The 18,975-nt window shown below is 36.3% G+C and carries 15 protein-coding genes and 1 tRNA gene; 10 read left to right on the forward strand and 6 right to left on the reverse strand.

Annotated elements, in window-relative coordinates:
- Positions 1–8 precede the first annotated feature (8 nt).
- Together QMO11_RS03525 and QMO11_RS03530 are read right to left on the reverse strand one after the other, a co-directional pair.
- Positions 9–1,496: an aminotransferase class V-fold PLP-dependent enzyme gene (locus tag QMO11_RS03525; protein WP_282036055.1), complete on the reverse strand. Its 1,488-nt coding sequence runs from the start codon at positions 1,494–1,496 to the stop codon at positions 9–11.
- Between the two features lie 17 nt (positions 1,497–1,513).
- Positions 1,514–2,191: a DNA alkylation repair protein gene (locus QMO11_RS03530; protein WP_282036056.1), complete on the reverse strand. Its 678-nt coding sequence runs from the start codon at positions 2,189–2,191 to the stop codon at positions 1,514–1,516.
- A gap of 240 nt (positions 2,192–2,431) precedes the next feature.
- Between QMO11_RS03530 and QMO11_RS03535 the strand changes: the two genes are divergently transcribed.
- The 4 genes from QMO11_RS03535 (at position 2,432) to arsC (ending at position 5,633) form a co-directional block, all read left to right on the forward strand.
- Positions 2,432–2,507, forward strand: a tRNA-His gene (locus tag QMO11_RS03535).
- Between the two features lie 224 nt (positions 2,508–2,731).
- Positions 2,732–4,108 (forward strand): tetratricopeptide repeat-containing S1 family peptidase, encoded by a 1,377-nt coding sequence (locus tag QMO11_RS03540; RefSeq protein WP_282036057.1) that lies wholly within the window; start codon positions 2,732–2,734, stop codon positions 4,106–4,108.
- Positions 4,109–4,179: 71 nt separating this feature from the next.
- Positions 4,180–5,269, forward strand: a protein-coding gene (gene prfB / locus QMO11_RS03545; RefSeq protein WP_282036058.1) for a peptide chain release factor 2 whose coding sequence is annotated in 2 segments (ribosomal slippage) — positions 4,180–4,242 and positions 4,244–5,269 — 1,089 coding nt in all. Because the reading frame shifts where the segments join, the coding sequence is not laid out codon by codon here.
- A gap of 22 nt (positions 5,270–5,291) precedes the next feature.
- A complete protein-coding gene (gene arsC / locus QMO11_RS03550) occupies positions 5,292–5,633 on the forward strand; it encodes an arsenate reductase (glutaredoxin) (protein ID WP_282036059.1) in 342 nt (113 codons plus the stop codon).
- Positions 5,634–5,675: 42 nt separating this feature from the next.
- Here the strand turns inward: arsC and QMO11_RS03555 are convergent, their stop codons facing one another.
- Together QMO11_RS03555 and QMO11_RS03560 are read right to left on the reverse strand one after the other, a co-directional pair.
- Entirely contained in the window at positions 5,676–6,692 is a 1,017-nt protein-coding gene (locus tag QMO11_RS03555; protein ID WP_282036060.1) for a glycosyltransferase family protein, read from the reverse strand.
- A 9-nt stretch (positions 6,693–6,701) separates the two neighbouring features.
- The gene (locus tag QMO11_RS03560) at positions 6,702–7,571 is read right to left on the reverse strand and encodes a UDP-2,3-diacylglucosamine diphosphatase (RefSeq protein WP_282036061.1); all 870 of its coding nucleotides are present in this window, start codon (positions 7,569–7,571) and stop codon (positions 6,702–6,704) included.
- A 216-nt stretch (positions 7,572–7,787) separates the two neighbouring features.
- Here QMO11_RS03560 and QMO11_RS03565 point away from each other — a divergent pair, with 216 nt between their 5' ends.
- A complete protein-coding gene (locus tag QMO11_RS03565; protein WP_282036062.1) occupies positions 7,788–8,228 on the forward strand; it encodes a DMT family transporter in 441 nt (146 codons plus the stop codon).
- 8 nt (positions 8,229–8,236) lie between these two features.
- Here the strand turns inward: QMO11_RS03565 and QMO11_RS03570 are convergent, their stop codons facing one another.
- Positions 8,237–9,937, reverse strand: a complete 1,701-nt coding sequence (locus QMO11_RS03570; protein WP_282036063.1) for a sensor histidine kinase — start codon at positions 9,935–9,937, stop codon at positions 8,237–8,239.
- Between the two features lie 306 nt (positions 9,938–10,243).
- Here QMO11_RS03570 and mutA point away from each other — a divergent pair, with 306 nt between their 5' ends.
- The 5 genes from mutA (at position 10,244) to QMO11_RS03595 (ending at position 18,040) form a co-directional block, all read left to right on the forward strand.
- Complete coding sequence (gene mutA, locus QMO11_RS03575) at positions 10,244–12,109, forward strand: methylmalonyl-CoA mutase small subunit (RefSeq protein WP_282036064.1); 1,866 nt, start codon at positions 10,244–10,246, stop codon at positions 12,107–12,109.
- Positions 12,110–12,154: 45 nt separating this feature from the next.
- On the forward strand, positions 12,155–12,502 hold the full coding sequence (locus QMO11_RS03580) for a four helix bundle protein (RefSeq protein WP_075603343.1): 348 nt from the start codon (positions 12,155–12,157) through the stop codon (positions 12,500–12,502).
- 69 nt (positions 12,503–12,571) lie between these two features.
- Positions 12,572–14,731 carry a methylmalonyl-CoA mutase gene (scpA, locus tag QMO11_RS03585; protein WP_075603342.1) on the forward strand — a complete coding sequence of 720 codons (2,160 nt, stop codon included), beginning with the start codon at positions 12,572–12,574 and terminating at the stop codon, positions 14,729–14,731.
- A gap of 936 nt (positions 14,732–15,667) precedes the next feature.
- Entirely contained in the window at positions 15,668–17,206 is a 1,539-nt protein-coding gene (locus tag QMO11_RS03590; protein WP_282036065.1) for a YifB family Mg chelatase-like AAA ATPase, read from the forward strand.
- A gap of 147 nt (positions 17,207–17,353) precedes the next feature.
- Positions 17,354–18,040, forward strand: a complete 687-nt coding sequence (locus tag QMO11_RS03595) for an inorganic pyrophosphatase (protein ID WP_075603441.1) — start codon at positions 17,354–17,356, stop codon at positions 18,038–18,040.
- Between the two features lie 72 nt (positions 18,041–18,112).
- On the opposite strand, the gene QMO11_RS03600 is transcribed toward QMO11_RS03595, so the two are convergent.
- Positions 18,113–18,934, reverse strand: a complete 822-nt coding sequence (locus tag QMO11_RS03600) for a 2,3,4,5-tetrahydropyridine-2,6-dicarboxylate N-succinyltransferase (protein WP_282036066.1) — start codon at positions 18,932–18,934, stop codon at positions 18,113–18,115.
- Between the last annotated feature and the right edge of the window lie 41 nt (positions 18,935–18,975).

The raw sequence follows: 18,975 nt of genomic DNA on the forward strand, positions 1-18,975 counted from the left end.
AGAAAATCTTAATTTACAAACAATGCTTCCCTAGTATCTAACCAAGAATCATATTCATTAATACTCGTTTCTTTCGCATATTTATGATAATATTCATTTTTAGCCGGGCTATAGTTATAATCCTTTTGCATATCCCTCCAATTATTAGATATAAACGTAATACTCTCAATAATATAAGTAATCTCTTCTTTACTCATAACTGGATGCAAGGAAATCCGAACCCAACCTGGTTTTTCTGAGAAATCTCCTCTATCTATTTTAGAAGTAATTTTATGTGAAGTTTGGGAATCAACATGCAATAAATAATGCCCATATGTTCCTGCGCACGAACACCCTCCACGCACCTGAATACCGTAATAATCGCTTAATAGGCGAACCACTAAATTAAAATGTGCATCCTCAATATAAAAAGAAATAATACCTAAACGCTCATCAACATTGTTGGCTAAAATGGTAATGTTTTCAACTTTTCGTAACTCATTTAAAACGAAGGATACCATTTGGGATTCTCGTTCGGCCATTTTAACCACGTTCATTTCTTCCTTTAGCCTGATGGCCATTGCTGCTTTTATGGACTGCAAAAAACCTGGAGTCCCAGCATCCTCCTTAGTTTCAATATCCTCAACATAATGATATTTCCCCCACCTATTGGTCCAATTAACAGTGCCTCCCCCAGAGGTATCAGGAGCCACATTATTATATATTGATTTATTGAAAATAAGAACGCCACAACTACCTGGTCCTCCAATAAATTTATGCGGTGAGAAAAAAATGGCATCTAAATACATCTCCGGATCACATGGGTGCATATTAATTTCTACGTAAGGTGCTGAGGCGGCAAAATCCACAAAACACAAACCTCCATGTTGATGCATTATTTTTGAAAGCTCATGATAGGGTACTTCAATACCTGTGACATTAGAACATGCAGAAAATGAACCTATCTTAACGTTCCGGCTTTCATATTTTTTGAGTTCTAATTTTAGGGAATTAACATCTACTAATAAATCTTTATTGGGTTTAATTACCACAACATCCGCAATTGTTTCAAGCCACGAGGTATGGTTAGAATGATGCTCCATGTGAGTTACAAATACAACCGGACGTTCTTCGGGTTTAATTGAGATGTACTTTAAAGCCTGTTCTGGAATTCGCAAACCTAATATACGCTGTAGCTTATTTACAACCTCAGTCATTCCACTACCCGAGGTTATTATAATATCATCATCAGAAGCGTTAACATGCTTTTTAATAATTCTCCTGGAGCTTTTGTAAACCCCAGATATAGTTTCTCCTGTGTAGCTTGATTCAGAATGCGTGTTGGCAACTAATGGCCCCACTTTATTAACAATTGCATCTTCAATGGGATGGTATAATCTACCACTCGCAACCCAATCAGCATAAAGTAGTTTTTTTGTACCAAATGGTGTTTCAATACATTTATCACTCCCCACTACACGCTTTCCATACTTCACAAAGTGATCTTCGTGTATCATATACCTTAAATCTACTTTTAACTTTCGCGCATAAAATCAATTTCTGCACGTAGTTCTTGAACCAGAAAAGCTAGTTTCTTATCGTCCTTAACCAAGTTTAATTGTGCTTCTATTGCATCGAGCAAATCTCTTGAATGTCGACATGCTGCCCTAAGAAATCTACCCTTGGTTCGTTGCAGAAATACATAATCCTGATTTATATTGATAAACGCATCATTAACTAATGATGCCACGTTTTGTAATTCACTATTTTTTAAAAATATAGATAAAGAGCACCAGCCAGCCGCTTGTTTATATACATCATCACTGTGAATGAATTCTTGACTAAGCGATTTATAATTGTCTGATCTACTCAACAAATTAACGCCAAATTGTTCAGCCAACTCATTGGTTTTAACCATGGCAAACCATTCTTTTATCTTTTCTGAGTTCAACAGTGAGACATTAGCAATCATAGTAGCTAAAATCATTGTTTCACGAGCTTCCCTATGCCATAAGCGTTCGGCTAGATTTTGCTTGTTTTTATACTTGGCCGCAATTTTACGCAACCAATGCATACTAACACCAAAGTTCAATTTATAATCGAGCCCACTTTTTCGCATCTGTTGCGAAATCTCTCCATCCATATAGCTTTTAAGCAAAGCCATTATATTATCCACCTCCGCAGAGGTAGTATCTTCCATAAAAAACTTCATCTCTTCTATTCTTATTTCTCGCCAATAAAGTTATTGTTTCTACAAATAACAATACCAGAAAAAACATTTTTCTCTACTTTTTTAAAATCAAACTCATTTTATGAAATAAAAATCACAAATATATTTATCTGTAATTCTGAAACTTATATTCTTCAGTGAAAAATACTTTGTTTTTTTTTAGATAATGATTTGCAAATGTAATTCTTTTAGTGTTATCTTTGCATCGCTTTTAGCAAGAATGGTGATTGTAGCTCAGTTGGTTAGAGCGCTGGTTTGTGGTTCCAGAGGTCGCCGGTTCGAAACCGGTCTTTCACCCTATAAAGCTTCAACTCTTTGAGTTGGAGCTTTTTTTATGCCCTAATATTTATATCAACTCATCATTAAAATAGATGTGTATATAAAAAACTTCTCTCCTACAAGAATTGTCATCTTTCAAAATTTTTATTTTAGTAGAAATTTCATCCCTATTCTATTAAAATGTCGATTTATAAAATCATACTTATTCTTCTGTTTATTTGTAACATTACAAGTGCTCAGAAAATGTACAAAACAATTAACAAGTATGAAAAGGCGGTATTTACAATTATTACCTACGGAGAAACCAACTCAAGAAACGATACAGCAACAGGTTTCTTTATAAATCCTAGCGGAATAGCAATTGTTCCAGCTCACATATTCATAACAAATGACTCCGGCGTTATAACCCTCAGAAATAATAAAACCTACAGTGTAGATAAAGTAATATCAACACATGCAATGGCAGACTTATGCCTCATCAAGGTAATTCACTCTCAAAATAAAAGCTTTGATTACATTGTTCCTTCTCTGAACACAAATGCATATCAGTCAGAAACCCTAGTGATGTGCCATCCGAATGATGCTGACAATGGACTAAGTTTTGGTCAAGTAACTAAAGTTTTCCAGGCTCCTTATATCGATCGCTTAGTAGAAACCTCTTCAAATATCACCCACAAATCAAGCGGTGCTCCAGTAATAAATAGTAGAGGTGATTTGATAGGTATTTCTACAAAGCATAACAAAAAGGCCAACACCCTATTCTACAGCACCCACATTTTAAACGATAGTTTGTGGCGGAAAAACAACAGTGATTTACCGGTTAGGCAATATCAAACCACCTCACAGATGGCTGTTTATATGAATTCGGCACTTATTAACTTTATGCAAAAAGAGTGGATTGAATCTGCTAAAGATTTCTCACGAGTACTCAAACTAGATTCTCTTAATGGAAAAGCCTTAATGCTTAGAGCAGAATCACGAAGGCAGTACAATAACAAACATGGTAGAAATTTAGATTTAGAAAAGCTTAAACGTACCAACACCAATACATTTTTAACAGATTTCTTTAATGCCGAATACAATAGGCATAACAATTACTTAAAAGAAGCCTTTATCAACTATATTGCGTGTATTGAAAAGCATGAGAATTATGCCCCTGCATTAATTAAATTTGGCCTACTTGCTATGCGATTACATAACGACAAACAAACCGCAGAAAACTGTTTTAATAAAGCAATTGCAGCAGCACCAATGTATGCCAACGGATATTACGAGCGTGGCCGGTTTACTTTTCAACATTTCGATTTTTACGACAGGGCCTTGAAGGACATTAATAAGGCCATTTTACTCGACCCCTATTTACCCGGAATATACTCCATAAGAGGCACCTTAAAAATGCAAATTGAAAACTACTTAGGCGCCATTGCTGATTATGACATAGCCATTGATATTGATGGGGATGATATTTATGCATTATTTAATAGAGGAATTGCATACTATAATTTGGGCATGAAAGAACAGTGTTGCGCCGATTGGGTTAAAGCTGAAAAGCTAGGGCATTACAAAGCCACTAAGTTTTTATCGCAGTACTGCAACGGAATTACGACAAATAAAAATTAGAATAAGAAAAACTGACTAATTCAGGCGCTATCTTTATCAAAACATTAAATTTGCGATAAAATTTATATTTCATGACAACTATTGAACAGCTAAAAGATTTAGCGGAGCGCCAGCTGGCGTTAAGGAGGTATCTTTGACATTGATAAGAAAAAGATAGAAGTTGAAGAGGAAGAACAGCGCTCACAAGCTCCCGACTTTTGGGACGATGCCAAGGCCGCTGAGATACATATGCGTAAACTCAGAGGCATAAAAGCTTGGGTAGATGAGTACGAAGCTATTGTGGCTAAAATTGAAGACCTTGAGGTTCTCTTCGAATTTATGAAAGAAGGCGATGCTACACAAGAGGATGTAGAAGAGCTGTATGCCGAATTATTAATTAACGTGGAAGCCCTAGAACTTAAGAATATGCTCCGCCGAGATGAGGATAAGTTTGGTGCCGTATTAAAAATTAATGCTGGTGCTGGTGGAACCGAAAGTCAGGATTGGGCAGAAATGCTAATGCGCATGTATATCCGCTGGGGCGAGAGAAATAAATACAAGGTTAAAGAAGTAAACTATCAAGCTGGCGATGATGCAGGTATAAAAACCGTAACGCTTCAGTTTGAAGGGGACTTTGCATATGGTTATTTAAAAAGCGAAAATGGCGTACATCGCCTGGTTCGTTTATCGCCATTTAATGCGGCCAATAAGCGTATGACTTCGTTTACATCTGTTTTTATATCTCCATTAATTGATGATACAATTGAAATAGAAGTAAGTCCTGCAGAAATTTCTTGGGAAACATTCCGTAGTGGTGGTGCAGGTGGCCAGAATGTGAATAAAGTTGAAACCGGCGTTCGTTTACGCCATGCTCCAACGGGTATTATTATTGAAAATACCGAATCGCGTTCACAGCTTGGTAACAAAGAAAATGCCATGCGCCTTTTAAAGTCTCAGCTATACGAGCTTGAACTACGTAAACGTATGGAAGAGCAAAATAAAGTAGAAAGCGAAAAGAAAAAAATAGAATGGGGTTCGCAAATTAGATCTTACGTATTGCAACCTTATAAAATGGTTAAAGATGTTCGCACAGGTGCCGAAACTTCAAATGTTCAGGCGGTATTAGATGGTGACATCGACATATTTACCAAAGCCTATTTAATGGAATTTGGTGGTAAATAATCCTATAAATAACTAAAATAAGATGATAACAATATTACATAATCCTCGCTGTTCTAAAAGCCGTTTAGGCCTGCAATACCTTGAGGAAAAAGGAATCACACCAATGGTTGTAAAGTACCTTGATGTGCAACTAAATGCAGAAGAAATTAATCAACTGCTTAAAAAGTTGAATATGAAGCCTAAAGATTTAATGCGAACAGGTGAAGATTTCTATAAAAAGGAAATTAAAGGCAAGGACCTTACTAACGAAGAACTTGTTCATGCCATGGCAGAGAATCCTAAACTAATAGAGCGACCTATTGTAATTAATGGAGACAAGGCGGTAGTAGCCCGACCAACAGAAAAAATTGACGAAGTATTATAACATTATTCAGAGATTATGCATTTGTAATGCATAATCTCAATTTTAAATTGCAAACACAGCTTCTTCCTGTATTTGAGCATGTTCCTTAACTATAGCAGATATAATCCAGTTTGTATCATTCTGGTAATTAACTTCCACAGGCTTTTCATTTAAAAGCCAGTTATTAAAAACATCAATATCTACTTCTTTTAATGTTTTAAAAGTGGGTATACCCATCGATTCAAGCATGGCAGCGTTGCACTGTTGCTCGTACTGTCCTGACATTGGTAAAACACAAAGCTTCTTTTTTAAATAGAGAGCCTCTGCAGGAGTCTCGAATCCTGCATTGCACAAAACACCTTTAGATGAAAGCATACTTTTAGCAAAACCCATTTTATCAACCGGTTGAATGTATACATTCTTATAGCTAAATGCACGCTTATTATGTTTAGAGAAAACTTGCCAATGGTCTTGCGGAAATTGAGTTAAGAAGTCCAATATGGCCTCATCGGAATACGCCGGAAGATATACTGTATAATGATTCTCAACAGAAGGGGTGGAAAATCTAATATCTCTTCTTATTACAGGAGTAAAAAAACCATTTCCTAGCTCCTTAAAATGAAACCCATAACTCTTATGCGCTGGTGCATAGTATTTCAGGATGTTTTTTCCAAATAAACTTTTAACCTTAGGTTGAGGTGCATTCTGATGCAAAACAGCAGACTGGTGTGAGATTCCAATACACTCCTTCCCTTTAAGTTTACATGCCCAAGCCACAACTGGTTCAAAATCATTTAAAACCAAATCGTACTCACGCACGGGAATTCGCAGAACCTCAGCAATAAAATTAACTGCATTTATATTCTTCATGGTTGATTTAAGGTCAACTCCTCCTTTTTTACCAAAAACGAAACTTGCCCCGTGATAACGATATTTTACCTTCCATGGCAAATCAATATCACATTGATTTCCGCTAAGTAATAAATCAACTTTACCAAACTTCTTTAACACAGGTATAACTTCCATAGCTCTGGCTATATGACCATTGCCTGTTCCTTGTATCGCGTATAGGATTTTCATAATAAATGGTTAAGATTCACTTAAAATATCTCGAAACATCGTTTTAAATAAAGCCTTATCTGACCTGGTTAATAAATCAGATACTTCATCTACCTTATCATCTTCATGATAATTAAATGGAGCCGAATCATTATAATAAACTAAATGCCAATCATTATTTTCAAACTCAAGGGCCGTCATGTTTTCAACCCAGTCGCCTGAATTTAAATACATCACACTTCCGTTTTGATTACTAATTCTTTTTTTAGCAGGCCAATGAATATGTCCGCAAATAGCATATTTATAGCGCTTTTTTATAGCTAAGCCAGCCACCGTCTTCTCAAAACGAGAAGTAACATCGTTACGCTTACTTTTCACCAACTCTTTAATATCCTTTGATAAAGAAATTCTTCGCTGACCAAAAAGTGAAAGAAAACTATTTACAACCTTGTTTATGATTGTAAGTAATGCATACCCTGTAGCTCCTAATTTTGCTAGCCATGCCGAGTGATGCATTACTACATCAAATGCATCTCCGTGAAATATCCATGTTTTAGCTCCATTTATTTTAAGAACCACCTTATTAACAATTGATAGGTTGCCCATTTTAACCCCTACAAACCTTCTTAAAGCTTCATCATGGTTGCCAATTACATAATGAACTTGAGTGCCAGCCTCCATCATTTTAATAATTTGCCTTACTACTTTAAGCTGTGTTTTAGGAAAGTAAGACTTACTAAATTGCCAGATATCAATAATATCACCATTAAGAACTAGCACTTCTGTTTTAATCGATTTGAGATAGTTTAACAGCTCCTTCGCCTTTGCGCTTCGGGTACCCAAGTGAGTATCGGATATCACAACAGCATCAAGTTGCTTTAAATCGTTTTTCTGCTTCATATGCACTTACAATTATTAAAGCAAAACTATCGTACTACAAACAACTATACATGAATTAGATACTAAGCTTTTGTAAAGTTTAAATATTGTGTTAAGCTAGTGTAAAGCACAATTAACTAAGTACAAAACCTCAAGCAAATTATGTGGGTAGCAAAGCTTCTATATAATCAGTATTCAAAAATACTATTGCTTATATTTGTGATTAATTAATTCGTTATGAAATTTATATTCACATTTATTGTTGTAGTTATTGGATGTTTATTGGCTATTCAGGGAAGCATAAATACACATCTCACCACATTCTTAAAACATCCATTACAAGGTGCCTTAGTAAATTTCTTAGTTGGCTCTGTATGCTTAATTGGTCTTAACTTGATTTTTAAAACACAGATTCCTGATTTTGATCATATTAAAACCGCGCCTTCTTATTTGTTTATTGGAGGTATGTTGGGTGCTATATTTGTTTCGTCAACTATATTTTTTATTCCAAGAATTGGGGTTACCACAGTATTAGCAGCATCAATTGTAGGGCAATTAATTGCAGCATCGGTAATTGATCATTTTGGGTTTTTTGGTATTGCTGTTCAACCCATTAATCCTACACGCATTATTGGTATAATAATGTTGTTATCAGGAGTTTTTTTTATTCAGAAATAAGATGCGGATTATAATGATCGCGGAAGAGTGAAAAAGAATTGAGTTCCTTTGCCTTCGTCCGATTCAAACCATATACGTCCTCCCAATAGCTCAACAAATGCTTTTGAGATGGTTAAGCCTAAACCGGTACCACCATATTTCTTTTGTATATTATGATTAGCCTGCCTAAATTGCTCAAAAATAAAAGCTTGTTCTTCTTCATGAATTCCTATACCACAATCGGAGACACTAAACTTAACAAAGTCACCCTCTAAACAACATATCATTTTTATTTCCCCTTCCTCGCTAAATTTAATAGCATTAGAGAGTAAATTTGATATGATCTGTGTGAGTTTTGTTCTATCTGTATTTAATTCAACATCACTACCATTTAAACTATTCTGAAGTGAAATACTTAGCTTGGTATCCATCTTAAAAATTGCAATTTGTTCCTCTAATAGGGTACTTAAATTAACCTTAGATAAAACTACCTCTTCTTGCTTTGTTTCAAGAGATGAAATGGTTAAAACATTATTTACAACCGAAAGCAATTGCTCACTACTATTTTTAATTATGCTACTATAGTCTTTTATCATGTCCATATCTGAATCTACTTCTGAAAGCAGTTCTGCAAAGCCATAAATAGCATTCATTGGTGTTCTAATCTCATGAGACATAATTTGCAGAAAGGTAGACTTAAGTAAATCACTTTCCTTCGCTTTTTCCATTGCCTTATACAATGCCTCATTTTGAATTTTATACTGATCATTCAATATAGAGAACTCTTCATTACGCTCACTTAACTCCTCATTAATTGACAAATACTCTTCGTTCTGCTCTTTGAGTAAACGCTTATTCTCCAATTCACTAATTTCGTTCTTCTTACGTTCTGTAATATCTACTCCTATCATCGATAATAGTCCTTCTTGCGGAATAAAAGCTATAATCTCAAAGTACATATCCAACACATCAGTATAATTTTCAACCTTTTGAGCTTTACCCGTTTTATAAACTTTCTTAAACGTATCAAGCCACACTTCTTCGGTTCCCGGAAACTCACCTAAAAGAGTCTTACCCTTTAGATAATCATCGGTATAGCCAACAGACGCTTCGAATGCTGGATTAACTGCAATAAATTTATAATCAATTGGCTCCCCATTATCATCGGTTACCACTTCATATAAACTCGAACTATCATCCATATTCGTAAATAGCATTCTATAACGAGCTTCACTCTCGAGCAAGTCCTCTTTAGCTTTTATCCTATCTGTAATGTCATGATAGTTAACCAATATGCCATTAATATTTGGCGTATTTATATTATCAACAGCACTAAACTCAACCCAAGTATACTTCCCATCTTTTTTGTGATATCTAAACTCTGTAGTAAACTGATTTAGGTTACCTGATATGATACTCTGAAACGCAGAAATTAAACCCTCCCTATCATCTGGATGAATATTGTTGACTGCAGGCTGATTCATTAATTCGTCACTACTCCATCCAAATAAATTTTCAACGTTATGACTCTTAAACTTTGTAATTCCATTAATGTCAATAATGCCTATAACATCAGTAACATTCTCAAGCATAGTTAAATACTTAATCCTTTCATCTAATAATCTTTCAACCTCAGTTGCTTTGCAGCAGTTCGCTTTTACCTCTGCCAGTTCATTTTTTACAGCAAGCAATTCCAACTCAAGCTCTTCGTATGATTTCTTATTATCCATATACAAGATTTATAAGGTTTAAGGCGATTTGTAAAAGAGTCTGAAGCATTAAGATACCATTTTTTATCCTATCTAATTTACAAATATTGGCCATTGGTCAAATTGTATAACTTTTTAGTAGCTGAACATAGTAACCTACAAACCATACATTTACAGCCTACAAATGGAGAAATATTTCTTTAATATGAGTTATTAATCTGATTATCATGCTACATAACAGGTAATATTCAGGGTAATTACTTCTTAAAATCAATCAAAAGGTTTAATTTTGCGCTCTGAAAAAACAAACAGTTATACAGTTATATTATGGCAGATAAAACTAAAAAACCGTTATTGAGTGATTTTGCTCCAGTTACCACACAACAGTGGATGGATAAAATTACAGCGGATTTAAAAGGGGCTGACTTCGAAAGAAAGCTTGTTTGGAGAACAAACGAAGGCTTTAACGTTCGTCCTTTTTATCGTTCTGAAGATTTAGAAGAGGTAAAATACCTTGATAGTCTTCCAGGAGAATTTCCTTATATCAGAGGAACTAAAAAAACAAACAACTGGTATGTTCGTCAGGACATCAAAGCTGTTAATGCCGTTGCTGCAAACAAAAAGGCATTAGATGTTTTAACAAAAGGTATTACTTCATTAGGATTTACATTCTGTGATAAAGTTGAAGATTTTGATGCTGAGATTAGTTCAGTATTAGCCAACATTATTTCTGATGATGTTGAAATCAACTTTTCTACTAAGCATGGTAGCAAAAAGCTTTTAGAAGCTGTTGTTGCTTACCTTAAGAAAACAAACCGCGACTTATCTAAAGTTAAAGGTTCAGTAAACTTTGATACTATCGGATGTTTAACTACATCGGGTAAATCTTGCAAGTCGTTCGACGAAATGTTCGATCACGCTAAAGAAGTTGTTGAAGCAGGTAAAAACTTACCAAACTTTAAAACAATTGCTGTTAACGGTAAACTTTTCAACAATGCAGGTTCTTCAATTGTACAAGAATTAGCATTTGCACTTTCAATGGGTAGCGAGTATTTAGCGCAACTTACTGAAAGAGGTGTTTCTGTAAACGATGCTGCTTCATCAATGAAATTTAACTTTGGTGTTGGTGGTAACTACTTTATGGAGATTGCAAAATTACGTGCTGCACGTATGTTATGGGCAACTATCGTAAAATCATACAAGCCTGCTGGTTTAGAACCAACAAAAATGGCTATTCACTGTGAAACTTCACAATGGAACAAAACTATTTACGATCCATATGTAAATATGTTGCGTACACAAACAGAAGCGATGTCGGCTACTTTAGGTGGTGCTGATTCGTTAACTGTTCAACCATTTGATACTATTTATAAAGATTCAGATGTATTCTCTGAAAGAATTGCTCGTAACCAACAATTATTATTGAAAGAGGAATCTCATTTCGATAAAGTAGTTGACCCTTCTGCAGGTTCATATTACATCGAGAACCTTACTGATAACATCGCAAAAGAAGCTTGGGCTTTATTTGTTGAGGTTGAAGAAAAAGGCGGATACATTGCTGCTTTAAAAGAAGGTTTTGTTCAAGCAAAAGTTGCTGAAGTTGCTGATAAGCGCAAAAAAGCAATTGCTACACGTCGCGAGAATTTATTAGGTACTAACCAGTTCCCTAACGGAAACGAAACTGTTGCTGAAGTAGCAGGAAACGTTTCTTCATGTACAACTAAATGTTGTTCTGGCGATACTGTTATTGAGCCTATCGTTAAATTCCGTGGTGCTGAAGAGTTTGAAGCACTTCGTTTAACAACTGAGAAATCAGAAAAAACGCCAACAGTATTTATGCTTACTTACGGTAACTTAAATATGCGTTTAGCTCGTTCTCAGTTCTCAGCTAACTTCTTTGAGTGTGCAGGTTACAAAACAATCGACAACAATGGTTTTGATACTGTTGAAGCCGGCGTTGAAGCTGCCAAAGCTGCTAAGGCTGATATTATTGTTCTTTGTTCTTCTGACGACGAGTATGTTGATGCTGCCCCTGCTGCATTTAAAGCAATCAATGGCGAAGCTATCTTTGTTGTTGCTGGTGCACCAAAATGTGCCGACGATTTAAAAGCACAAGGCATTACAAACTTTGTTAACGTTCGCTCTAACGTACTTGAAACACTTCAAGGATTCAGTAAAGAGTTAGGACTTTAATTAAGACACAAGTATCAAGACACAAGTATCAAGACTTTGTAAACGATGCATAATTATAGAGAATTAAAAGTTTGGCAAAAAGCAAGAGTTCTAGTAAAACTGATTTATCAGATTACTAATAATCTTCCGAAGGAAGAGAACTTTGGACTAACTAGCCAAATGAGACGAGCAGTCGTTTCAATTCCATCTAATATTGCAGAAGGAGCAGGTCGAGGTACGAATAAAGATTTTTGTAGATTTCTTGATATAGCATATGGTTCGAGTTTTGAACTCGAGACCCAATTGTTATTGTGTGTTGATTTAGCTTATATTTCTGAGAGTGTTTTATTTAATACAGAATCTCAGATTAAAGAAATACAAAGAATGTTATATGCATTAAAGTCAAAGTATTAGTAATAGTAAGTTTTAAGTCTTGATACTTGATACTTGATACTTGATACTTTTTCTTAATAAATAGAAATAATGGCAAGACCAGATTTTAAAAATATAGATTTCAAAAAAAGTTCTCCTTGTGGTGGCGTTAAAGCCAAAGAGTGGGAGAAAAAACATGGGATTAAAAAGGATATGGTTACTCCTGAGCAAATCCCATACAAAAGTGTTTACTCAGCAACCGACTTAGAAGGAATGGAGCATTTAAATTATGCTGCAGGTCTTCCTCCATACCTACGCGGACCATACTCAGGTATGTACGCTATGCGTCCTTGGACAGTTCGTCAGTACGCAGGTTTCTCAACAGCTGAAGAGTCAAATGCATTTTACAAAAGAAACTTGGCTGCAGGTCAAAAAGGTCTTTCTGTAGCATTCGATTTAGCAACTCACCGTGGATATGATTCAGATCACGAGCGTGTTGTAGGTGATGTTGGTAAAGCAGGTGTGGCTATCGACTCTATTAAAGATATGCGTATTCTTTTCGATGGTATTCCATTGAACAAGATGTCGGTATCTATGACAATGAACGGAGCTGTACTTCCAGTATTAGCATTCTACATTGTTGCAGGTTTAGAGCAAGGTGCTAAATTAGAAGAGCTTTCTGGTACTATCCAGAATGATATTCTTAAAGAATTTATGGTGCGTAACACATACATCTACCCACCAAAATTCTCTATGAAAGTAATTGCCGACATTTTTGAGTACACATCTCAAAAAATGCCTAAGTTTAACTCAATCTCTATCTCAGGTTACCACATGCAAGAAGCAGGTGCAACTGCCGATATTGAGTTAGCATATACTTTAGCCGATGGTTTAGAATATTTACGTGCTGGTGTTAACGCCGGAATGGACATTGATGCTTTTGCACCACGTTTATCTTTCTTCTGGGCAATCGGAATGAACCACTTTACTGAGATTGCTAAAATGCGTGCAGGTCGTATGCTTTGGGCTAAGATTGTAAAACAATTCAATCCTAAAAACCCTAAGTCACTTGCTTTACGTACACACTCTCAAACTTCAGGATGGTCGTTAACAGAGCAAGACCCGTTTAATAACGTAGGTCGTACTTGTATCGAGGCAATGGCATCTGCATTAGGTCACACACAATCGTTACACACTAACGCATTAGATGAGGCTATTGCATTACCAACCGATTTCTCGGCACGTATCGCTCGTAACACGCAAATTTATATCCAAGACGAAACGCAAATTACAAAAGCGGTTGACCCTTGGGCTGGTTCATACTACGTTGAGTCGTTAACAAACGACCTAATGGAAAAAGCTTGGAAACTTATCGAAGAAGTTGAAGAGTTAGGTGGTATGGCTAAAGCTATCGAAAGCGGAGTACCTAAAATGCGTATCGAAGAAGCTGCTGCACGTGCACAAGCTAAAATTGATGCCGGTACACAAACTATCGTTGGAACAAACAAATATCGTTTAGAGAAAGAAGATCCAATCGATATCTTAGATATTGACAACTCTGCAGTACGTTTATCGCAAATCGATCGCTTAAACGAGCTTAAAGCTGAGCGTAACGAAGAAGAATGTCAAGCTGCTCTTGCTGCTATCACCAAAGCGGTTGAAACAGGCGAAGGTAACTTATTAGCCTTAGCTGTTGATGCTGCTCAAAAGAACGCTTCTTTAGGTGAGATTTCTGATGCTTGTGAAAACGTAGTAGGTAGATATAAAGCCGTGATTAGATCAATTAGTGGAGTTTACTCTAGCGAAGCTGGAAACGACGAAGAATTCGAAAAAGCTTGTAATTTAGCTAAAGAGTTTGCTGATAAAGAAGGACGTCAGCCACGTATTATGGTAGCTAAAATGGGACAAGACGGTCACGATCGTGGTGCCAAAGTAGTTGCTACAGGATACGCTGATATAGGTTTCGATGTGGATATGGGACCATTATTCCAAACTCCTGCCGAAGCTGCTAAGCAAGCTGTAGAAAACGATGTACACGTATTAGGTGTATCATCATTAGCTGCCGGTCACAAAACTTTAGTTCCTCAAGTAATTGCTGAACTTAAAAAGTTAGGTCGCGAAGATATTATGGTTATCTGTGGTGGTGTTATTCCAGCACAAGATTACGATTATCTTTACGAGTCAGGTGCTGTAGCTATCTTCGGTCCTGGTACATCAGTATCAGTAGCCGCTACACACATCTTAGATTTATTATTAAAAGCTGCCGAATAAGCACTTTAATAAAATACAATTCAAAGCCCCGTTGCACATCGCTTCGGGGCTTTTTTATTAATAATACAAATCAAGGGTTGAAATATTTTAAACACAGAGTCACAAAAACACAGAGGAAGATTGGTATACATATATCTATACTGCCAACTCAAATGTGAATCATTAATATACCCTGTGCCTCAGTGCCTTTGTGTTCATTTTCAACCATTGGTTAACACTAGTAGTTATTACACAAGCTGTAAATCCCATTAACAATTTATAATTAACAATTAATCATTATATAATGGGCTTTCCTTGCAGGCCGGGCTATGCGCTATATCTTTGCTTCGCCAAAAAGGGCTCACAAAGGATGCCGCTCCTATCCCTAAGCCAAAATCATCAAACAAAAAACCCTCTTCAACACAACTATTCTGTTAAATAAGCAGACTCATTTTAAGTTCACAAATACGTATCTAACCAAAGCATTACTTATACTTTTAAAAACCATCAGGTGCATTTTAAAAAACCCTCCTGTCCATTTTTAAAAATCCACCTGACGAAAATTAAAAATGCACGTGTCCATTTTTCATTTTCGTCCTTTATTTTTTGTCATCCAAAATATCGTGCACGCAAAATCGCACTACACGTTAATTAACAAACACTTACAAAGCATAGATTACATGCTCTATCATTCTCAATTTCAATAAGTATTTATAAAAAAACAATAGCTACTAAAAGTAAGCTCTGCCCCATAGGCATAAAAAAACACCCGCTCCGTACTTAACAATAATCACTCATTAACATCACTTTCAAACATGCATTAATTAGGTATTAAAGCACAATTATCCCTATTCTATAAAAAACCATCCATTATTTTAAATACAGCATCGGTATAAATACCGTAGTTACATTATTATTACTATTTTAGGTATCCATAATAATCAACAACCAAAATCTATGTTAGTAAAAACCTACGGTGCAGCGCTTACTGGTATCGATGCTGTTACCATTACCATTGAAGTCAATTTTTCAAAAGGAATCAAATTTTTCTTAGTAGGCCTGCCCGATAACGCAGTTAAAGAAAGTGAACAACGCATACAATCAGCCATTAATATAAGCGGACTAAAATGGCCTGGTAAAAAAATAGTTATTAATATGGCTCCTGCCGATATTCGTAAAGAAGGATCGGCCTACGATTTACCATTAGCCATAGGAATCTTAGCCGCATCAAGCCAAATAAACGACGACAAATTAGGGGATTTTATAATGATGGGAGAACTATCTTTAGATGGCAGTTTACAAACCATTAAAGGCGTTTTACCCATTGCAGTAAGAGCAAAAGAAGAAGGTTATAAGGGCATTATTGTACCCAAAGAAAATGCACGCGAAGCGGCTGTAGTGCAAGGGCTTGATGTTTATGGTGCGGATAATATACTTGAAGTTATTGCACTTTTAAACGGAGAAAGTACTATTGAGCCAACAATAATAGATATTGAAGCAGAATTCTACAAACAATTTAATGATATAGAACTCGACTTTTTAGATGTTAAGGGGCAAGAAACCGTAAAGCGGGCTTTGGAGATTGCCGCTGCCGGTGGGCACAATTTAATAATGATTGGACCCCCAGGGGCAGGTAAGTCGATGATTGCAAAACGCCTGCCATCCATACTTCCTCCGCTTACGCTCGATGAAGCCCTTGAAACCACCAAAATACACTCAGTAGCTGGTAAAATACAAAACAACAGCTCCTTGTTAACACACCGACCATTTCGCGCACCACATCATTCCATATCAAATGTTGCACTTGTGGGGGGCGGTGGCTTTCCATCACCTGGCGAAATTTCTTTAGCACACCACGGAGTTTTGTTTTTAGATGAGTTGCCCGAGTTTCAAAGAACCGTGTTAGAGGTTATGCGCCAACCCCTCGAAGACAGAGTAGTTACCATATCACGCGCTAAATATAGCATCGATTATCCTGCTAGTTTTATGCTCATCTCTTCAATGAACCCATGCCCTTGCGGTTATTATAATCATCCCGATAAGGATTGCGTTTGCAGTCCTGGTGTGGTGCAACGCTATTTAAGTAAAATATCAGGCCCTCTTCTCGATCGCATAGATTTACACATCGAAGTAGTACCCGTTCCTTTTAAAGAATTGGCAACTGAAACCGTGTCGGAAAAGAGTTCTGTAATTAGAGATAGAGTAATAAAAGCGCGTAAAATTCAGGCCGAAAGGTATAAAGACAATCCACATGTGTTCTGCAATGCCCAAATGACTTCGAAGCTACAACGCACCTATGCCAAACCCGAAAATAGTGCGATGGATATTTTAAAAATGGCCATGGAAAAATTTGATTTATCGGCACGTGCCTACGATCGGATTTTAAAAGTAGCCCGAACAATTGCTGATTTAGAAAACTCAGAACAGGTATTAACCAATCATATGGCAGAGGCCGTACAATATAGAAACCTTGATAAAGCAGGATGGGTGGGCTAATTCTTTAATGCTATGTGTAGCATCACTAATTGTTAATAGTATATTTGTGATGGCTTCAGATTCATTTTGAACGTTCAACTCTCAATAAACAAGCACATCTACCAAAGTATGAGGCTTGTATTTATTAACTTATTAAACCAGAAAGAAATGTCTGACGATTTCACTACTAACAGCCTAATGGACCCTATTGGACGATTAATGGGACTAAGATACAAATCGCACCCTTGGCATGGGGTCAATATTGGAGATGAAGCTCCAGGAATTGTAACCAGCTTTATTGAAGTTGTATCAACAGATACCATTAAATATGAGGTAGATAAAGCTACTGGCTATCTGAAAATAGATCGCCCACAAAAATACTCAAACGTAATACCTGCATTATATGGCTTTATTCCTCAAACCTACTGTGGCTCGCGCATTGGCGAATTTAGTGCTAACAAAACTGGCCGCGAAGGTTTAGAAGGAGATGGAGATCCACTTGATATTTGTGTGCTTACTGAAAAAGAAGTACCCCATGGCGATATACTAGCCTCAGCAATTCCTATTGGTGGTTTTAGAATGATTGATGGCAACCAAGCAGATGATAAAATAATTGCCGTGCTTAAAGGGGATGTTCTTTATGGCGATATGAAAGATATAACCGACTTGCCTGAATTAGTACTAAAACGCCTAAAACACTATTTCCTGACTTATAAAGACATGCCAGGATTTGATGCTGATTGCGAAATTACCCATACTTATGATGCTGACGAAGCCAGACAAATCATTAGGCTTTCTGCCATTGATTATGAGTCGCGTTTCGAAGGTTTAAGAAGAGCATTATCAAACTACTAAACAGATCATCGATATAAAAAGAAAGCCTGATAAAACAATTATCAGGCTTTTAATTTATTATAGAAACGGTAATTATACCGCTACATTATTATCACGTAATGCATCGTTTAACGAAGTCTTTTTATCTGTAGACTCTTTACGTTGTCCGATAATTAAAGCTGCCGGAACTTGGAAATCACCTGCTGGAAATTTCTTAGTGTAAGTACCAGGGATAACTACAGAACGAGGAGGAACATAACCTTTATATTCTACTGGCTTTTCACCTGTAACGTCAATAATTTTAGTAGAACCTGTTAATACAACATTAGCACCTAAAACAGCTTCTTTACCAACTCTACAACCTTCAACCACAATACAACGAGAACCAATAAATGCATCATCTTCGATAATACATGGCGCAGCTTGTATAGGCTCAAGAACACCACCAATACCAACACCACCACTTAGGTGAACATTTTTACCAATTTGTGCACAACTACCTACAGTAGCCCAAGTATCAACCATTGTACCAGCATCAACATAAGCACCAATGTTAGTGTACGAAGGCATTAATACAACACCACTTGAAATATAGGCACCATAACGCGCAACAGCATGAGGAACTACACGAATACCTAATTCAGCATAACCCGTTTTTAAAGCCATCTTATCATGAAACTCTAATGGACCTGCTTCAATAGTCTCCATTTTTTGAATCGGGAAATAAAGGATAACGGCTTTCTTTACCCACTCGTTTACTTGCCAATCGTCACCTTTTGGTTCTGCAACACGAATTTTACCTTTATCTAACATTTCCATCAACTCACGAATCACTTCTTGAGTTTTATCTTCTTTTAAAAGCTCTCTATTTTCCCAAGCCTGTTCAACTAGCTCTTTGTATTGTTCTAACATCATGTTCGATTTTTAATTTGTTGCGAAAATACAACACAAGCATT

The sequence above is a fragment of the Saccharicrinis aurantiacus genome, assembly GCF_947489045.1.
In the GTDB taxonomy this organism is placed as follows: domain Bacteria; phylum Bacteroidota; class Bacteroidia; order Bacteroidales; family Marinilabiliaceae; genus Saccharicrinis; species Saccharicrinis aurantiacus.